Below are 6292 nucleotides of genomic sequence, written 5' to 3' on the forward strand. Positions count from 1 at the left end.
ATAATGCAGCTAAATTCAACTGAAATAAGTGAACTAATTAAAGAGCGGATAGCTCAGTTCAATATTGTGAGTGATGCTCACAATGAAGGAACGATCATCTCAGTAAGTGATGGTATCCTTCGAATCCACGGATTAACTGATGTCATGCAAGGCGAAATGATTGCATTGCCAGGTAACCGATATGCAATGGCATTAAACCTTGAAAGAGATTCTGTTGGTGCGGTGGTCATGGGACCATACGAAGACTTATCTGAAGGGATGAAAGTACAATGTACTGGCCGTATTTTACAGGTACCAGTAGGTGATGGTTTATTAGGCCGTGTTATTAATACACTTGGTGAACCAATTGATGGTAAAGGTTCGATTCAACATGACGGCTTCTCACCTGTAGAAGTTGTTGCGCCAGGCGTTATCGATCGTCAATCTGTTGACCAAGCGTTACAAACTGGTTATAAAGCAGTTGACTCAATGATTCCAATTGGTCGTGGTCAACGTGAACTTATCATCGGTGACCGTCAAACCGGTAAAACCGCATTAGCCATCGACGCCATTATTAATCAACGTGATTCTGGTGTTAAATGTATTTACGTCGCAATCGGTCAAAAACAATCAACTATTGCTAACGTAGTGCGTAAACTTGAAGAGCACGGTGCACTTAAAAATACCATTGTGGTTGTTGCATCAGCATCTGAATCAGCAGCATTACAATACTTAGCACCTTACGCGGGTTGTGCTATGGGAGAATACTTCCGTGACCGCGGACAAGATGCACTAATTGTTTATGATGATTTATCGAAACAAGCCGTTGCTTATCGTCAAATTTCATTACTACTTCGTCGTCCACCTGGACGTGAAGCTTACCCTGGTGACGTGTTCTATCTTCACTCACGTTTACTTGAACGTGCAGCTCGTGTTAACGAAGCTTATGTTGAAGAGTTCACTAAAGGCGAAGTAAAAGGTAAAACCGGTTCATTAACTGCGTTACCAATTATCGAAACTCAAGCGGGTGACGTTTCTGCATTCGTACCAACTAACGTAATTTCGATTACAGATGGTCAGATCTTCCTTGAAACCAGCTTATTCAACTCGGGTATCCGTCCTGCGGTAAACCCAGGTATTTCGGTTTCTCGTGTGGGTGGTGCTGCTCAAACTAAGATAATGAAAAAATTATCAGGCGGTATTCGTACAGCACTTGCACAATATCGTGAATTAGCCGCTTTCTCACAATTTGCATCTGACTTAGACGAAGCAACAAGAAACCAATTAAGCCACGGTGAAAAAGTAACTGAATTACTCAAACAAAAGCAATATTCACCAATGACTGTTGCAGAGCAATCAATTGTACTTTATGCCGCTGAGCGTGGTTATCTAGAAGATGTTGAACTTGCTAAAGTATTATCATTTGAAACAGCACTTCTATCTTATGCCCATAGTCAATATGCCGATTTTGTAAAACAGATCGACGAGACAGGCAATTACAACGATGAGATTGAAAGTAAGTTAAAAGCATTGCTTGAAAGCTTTAAATCAACTCAAACTTGGTAAGGGTGAGGTAACAAATGGCTAATGCAAAAGAGATTAGAACGAAAATTGCCAGTATCCAAAGTACGCAAAAGATCACCAAAGCGATGGAAATGGTAGCCAACTCTAAAATGCGTAAAACGCAGGACAGAATGGCTGCTAGTCGTCCATATGCTGAAATGATTCGCGAAGTAATTGGACATTTAGCGTTAGCTCAAATAGGCGCCAAACATCCCTATTTAGAAGAAAGAGATGTAAAGCGAGTTGGCTATCTTATCATATCAACCGATCGTGGTTTATGTGGTGGATTAAATATCAATCTTTTCAAAACTGTTATCGCTGATATGTCAGCATGGCAAGAGAAAGGTGTTGAAGCAGATGTGGCTTTAATTGGTTCACGTGGGGTATCGTTTTTCTCTTCAGTAAAAACGAATATTTTAACCCAAGTAACTAATTTAGGTGACGAACCCACTTTATCTGATTTAATTGGTCCGGTAAAAACAATGCTTGAGGCATATGACAACGGTAAAATTGATAAATTATATATAGTAACCAATAAATTTATTAATACCATGTCCCAAAAGCCGACAATACAGCAATTATTACCATTACCACATTCAGAAGATAAAGAGCTAAAAGCTTCATCATGGGATTATATTTATGAGCCAGATGCAAAATCATTATTAGATGTGATTTTACGTCGTTATATTGAATCACAAGTCTATCAAGCGGTGGTTGACAATTTAGCGAGTGAACAAGCAGCAAGAATGGTGGCCATGAAAGCAGCAACCGATAACGGTGCAAATTTAATTAATGAATTACAAATTGTGTATAACAAAGCACGTCAAGGTGCGATTACCAACGAATTAATTGATATTGTATCGGGTGCAGCTGCTGTTTCAGGTTAGTGCTAAATATTGGCTTATAGTTAAGAAAAAGACGTAGAGGAATAAAAATGGCTACTGGAAAGATTGTCCAGATCATCGGTGCGGTGGTTGATGTCGAATTCCCAGAAGATGCAGTACCAAAGGTATATGATGCATTAGAAGTGGAAACTGGCACTGAAAAATTAGTTCTGGAAGTTCAGCAACAATTAGGTGGTGGCGTTGTATGTTGTATTGCAATGGGCTCATCTGATGGTTTAAGACGTGGACTTAAAGTAGTAAATACAGGTCACGGCATAGAAGTTCCTGTAGGAACAAAAACACTTGGCCGAATTATGAACGTACTTGGTGATCCTGTTGATAAAGCAGGTCCTATTGGTGAAGAAGAGCGTTGGGCGATTCACCGTGCAGCACCAACATACGAAGAATTGGCTAACTCAACAGAATTACTTGAAACCGGTATCAAAGTTATCGACTTAATTTGTCCATTTGCAAAAGGTGGTAAAGTTGGTCTATTTGGTGGTGCGGGTGTGGGTAAAACCGTTAACATGATGGAATTAATTCGTAACATCGCGATCGAGCACTCAGGTTACTCAGTATTTACTGGTGTGGGTGAACGTACTCGTGAAGGTAACGACTTCTATCATGAAATGAAAGAATCAAACGTACTTGATAAAGTATCGTTAGTTTATGGTCAGATGAATGAGCCACCAGGGAACCGTTTACGCGTAGCGTTAACTGGCTTAACCATGGCGGAAAAATTCCGTGACGAAGGTAAAGACGTACTATTATTTATCGATAATATTTACCGTTATACCTTAGCCGGTACTGAAGTATCTGCACTATTAGGTCGTATGCCATCTGCGGTAGGTTACCAACCGACATTAGCAGAAGAGATGGGGTTATTACAAGAACGTATCACCTCAACTAAAACCGGTTCAATTACCTCAATCCAAGCAGTATACGTACCAGCCGATGACTTAACTGACCCATCGCCGGCAACAACCTTTGCTCACTTGGATGCAACAATCGTATTAAGTCGTCAAATCGCATCATTAGGGATTTACCCAGCGGTTGACCCACTTGACTCAACAAGTCGTCAATTAGATCCACTTGTTGTTGGTCAAGAACATTACGATTGTGCTCGTGGCGTACAGTCAATTCTTCAACGTTATCAAGAATTAAAAGATATCATTGCAATTCTTGGTATGGATGAATTATCGGAAGATGATAAATTAACTGTTGCTCGTGCACGTAAGATTCAACGTTTCTTATCTCAACCATTCTTCGTTGCGGAAGTGTTCACTGGTTCACCAGGTAAATACGTACCATTAAAAGACACCATCAGTGCATTTAAAGGTATTATGAACGGTGATTATGACCATATTCCTGAACAGGCATTTTATATGGTTGGTTCAATCGACGAAGCGATTGAGAAAGCAAAATCTCTCTAAGAGATTTATAGAACGGAGAGAGCATTATGGCACTAACTTCCTATCAATTAGAAGTTGTTAGTGCTGAATCTCACCTTTTTTCAGGTGATGTTCAGCGAATCAGAGTCACAGGGCGAGAAGGTGAACTCGGAATTTATCCCGGTCACACTCCGTTACTGACCACCATAAAGCCGGGAATGGTCGGGATTGTCAAAGCCAATGGTGAAGAAGAGTTTATCTATCTATCAGGTGGTATTTTAGAAGTACAACCAACTATGGTCACAATCTTAGCTGATACCGCTATTCGTGGTGAAGACTTAGATGAAGCAAGGGCGCAAGAAGCAGTAAGACAAGCACAAGAACACATTAATCACCCAAGCGATGATATGTCTTTTGCTCAAGCATCTGCTGAACTGTCAAAAGCCTTAGCAAAAATACGTGTTATCGAATTAACGCGTCGTATGGGTCAATAAAATATACGTTGATCATTCAACAAAGCAATAAAGGTTACAAATTAATAAATTGTAGCCTTTTTTATTAGCGACTTAATCGCATCATTTGATAACGAAAAAACACAACTTTCCCCTTCAAAAACCCCGTTCCTCAACTTTTTTTCGATAAAAAACTAAAAAACCACCCTAGTTGAGGTGGATGATTTACCTTTAACATCAAGCTCTGCGTAAAAAATACTGACCTTATTTATAGCCTTTTTTCTATCAGCGGATTTAATAAATCCGATAGCGCCATCAGGCACAGTGTGCTCTGCTATTAATGCAATTCACTAAAATAATTCTTCAACGCCTGAATAAACGCACTATCTACCATAGCAGGATATTTATTTGCCTGCCATGATTGTAAAAATAATAGATGCTGAACCGTTAAGGGTTTATTCATATCGCGAAATTCGTTTAACTGTTCGTTTACCTCTTGGGATGTTGTGAGAAGGGATTGTGGTGTTTTTTGCTTCGGTATTTGGCAATGCTTTTGATACCATAATTCATAACCACTTAAATCATAATCACCCAATAACTCATACCCCGTTAAATTAGGGCTGGCATTAGGGTAGCGTTTAGTAATAGAACGGGTAGGAAATCCACCGCAAATAATAATTTCATCAATTTTTTTTATATACTTTGCCGTTACCTTTAAGTTAAAACCCAATAATTGCTCAACCACATATAATGATTGATTATAAAGCTTTAAAAAATTACCTTCAGCAATAAACTGAACAGGCCTTTTACTTAACGCTATTTTTTCTTCAATATTCATTTTATATTACTCCTTTAATATCTATATTTTTAACCACCACCTCGGTGCCCAGCATTTTTGCCGCTTAGCCGCAAAATCGCTTTTTTTATGGCTAAACGACGTTGACTCCTTGAGTCAGCTTGCTTTTAATCACCTAATACTATTTTTTATCACCCCCACCCCCGGCCTAAGGATTAAGGACGAAGAAATAAAAACTAAGGATAGGCGGCACAAAGTCCGTGGTTGTCGTTGTAGGTGTAGCTCCAAATCACGTCACCGTAGCTTGTGTGCACGATAAACTGGCTACTACCAGAAGGGTTCGGGTCACTAGTCCAGTACCAAAGGTAGGAGAAGCCAACGCCTGAATAATCATCCATACTACCCCACTCAGTGAAAAAACCTGAACCTATATGACGCATGTAATACTTACTAGGTGAGGAAGGGGTGGCGCCTACTGAACCACGACACCTAGAATCGTTGTTAGGACAAGATGCGTTGGTTAAATCCTTTACCGTAGGCATACGATAACCAATACTATTACACCAAGATAAGATATTAGAAGGAGTGTCATACTTAGAACCTCGGTTGACGAACCACTGCTTCAAAGTAAAACCATATTTGACGACTGGAGCACCATTACTATCACGACCGACCAACTCGAAGGTCTGAGGCAAAGTAGGTTTAGAAATAGGAATAGGACTGGATGAATTAATCTGGGATTCGGTAGCGTAAGGACCAGTTAAAGTAACACGAACGCTTGTAGCAGTAGGATTAGACATTGTGACTGTGATACCACCATGAGAAACTGGAGACCAAGACAATGGCTGACTTACACCACTAATGAGTAAATCAAAGTACAGTTTGTTAGCACCAGTTGTAGGAAAGTTTCTACCGTAAAGTGATGGCTCAGTTGACTGAGGGATAAAACCATTAGCAGGGTCCCACATCGAAGCTGGACCAGCAAAATAATCTGTACCGTTAGTCAAACTAGGCCTTGCAAAACAAACCACAGGCGAAGCCTTAGGATTGACGTAATAAGTCACATTACTTTCACTGAAAGTACTACGATTAGGAAATCCGTAACGAGTCGATAATGTACCGTCAGTACTAGATAACTTAATCCTATAAGGTGCGTTACAAATTGTTAACACGGAATTACGTGATACAGACTGATTGTTTTTATCGACGATAGATAAACTTAAAGAA

Annotated in this window: 5 protein-coding genes and 1 pseudogene; 4 read left to right on the top strand and 2 right to left on the bottom strand. The window is 39.8% G+C overall.

Annotation, left to right across the window (positions count from 1 at the left end):
- The first annotated feature begins 3 nt into the window (after window positions 1-3).
- Genes atpA through J3U27_RS06590 form a run of 4 tightly spaced genes read left to right on the top strand, consistent with a single transcriptional unit; the run spans window position 4 to window position 4311 of the window.
- Window positions 4-1545 carry a F0F1 ATP synthase subunit alpha gene (gene atpA, locus J3U27_RS06575; RefSeq protein WP_065563775.1) on the top strand — a complete coding sequence of 514 codons (1542 nt, stop codon included), beginning with the start codon at window positions 4-6 and terminating at the stop codon, window positions 1543-1545.
- A gap of 14 nt (window positions 1546-1559) precedes the next feature.
- Entirely contained in the window at window positions 1560-2429 is an 870-nt protein-coding gene (atpG, locus tag J3U27_RS06580) for a F0F1 ATP synthase subunit gamma (protein ID WP_065563776.1), read from the top strand.
- Between the two features lie 47 nt (window positions 2430-2476).
- Window positions 2477-3859, top strand: a complete 1383-nt coding sequence (atpD, locus tag J3U27_RS06585; RefSeq protein ID WP_025314341.1) for a F0F1 ATP synthase subunit beta — start codon at window positions 2477-2479, stop codon at window positions 3857-3859.
- Between the two features lie 26 nt (window positions 3860-3885).
- Window positions 3886-4311: a F0F1 ATP synthase subunit epsilon gene (locus J3U27_RS06590; RefSeq protein WP_065563777.1), complete on the top strand. Its 426-nt coding sequence runs from the start codon at window positions 3886-3888 to the stop codon at window positions 4309-4311.
- Between the two features lie 295 nt (window positions 4312-4606).
- Here the strand turns inward: J3U27_RS06590 and J3U27_RS06595 are convergent, their stop codons facing one another.
- A complete protein-coding gene (locus J3U27_RS06595) occupies window positions 4607-5107 on the bottom strand; it encodes a hypothetical protein (RefSeq protein WP_267377092.1) in 501 nt (166 codons plus the stop codon).
- A gap of 194 nt (window positions 5108-5301) precedes the next feature.
- A pseudogene (locus tag J3U27_RS06600) lies at window positions 5302-6292 on the bottom strand (hypothetical protein); the annotation flags it as partial.

Origin of the sequence: Gilliamella sp. B2911, assembly GCF_026536965.1 — a bacterium.
GTDB lineage: Bacteria > Pseudomonadota > Gammaproteobacteria > Enterobacterales > Orbaceae > Gilliamella > Gilliamella apicola_E.

Bases quoted from the DNA above. Each gene is read 5' to 3' on its own strand.
- atpA (WP_065563775.1), top strand. From the start codon at position 4: ATGCAGCTAAATTCAACTGAAATAAGTGAACTAATTAAAGAGCGGATA.
- atpG (WP_065563776.1), top strand. From the start codon at position 1,560: ATGGCTAATGCAAAAGAGATTAGAACGAAAATTGCCAGTATCCAAAGT.
- atpD (WP_025314341.1), top strand. From the start codon at position 2,477: ATGGCTACTGGAAAGATTGTCCAGATCATCGGTGCGGTGGTTGATGTC.
- J3U27_RS06590 (WP_065563777.1), top strand. From the start codon at position 3,886: ATGGCACTAACTTCCTATCAATTAGAAGTTGTTAGTGCTGAATCTCAC.
- J3U27_RS06595 (WP_267377092.1), bottom strand. From the start codon at position 5,107: ATGAATATTGAAGAAAAAATAGCGTTAAGTAAAAGGCCTGTTCAGTTT.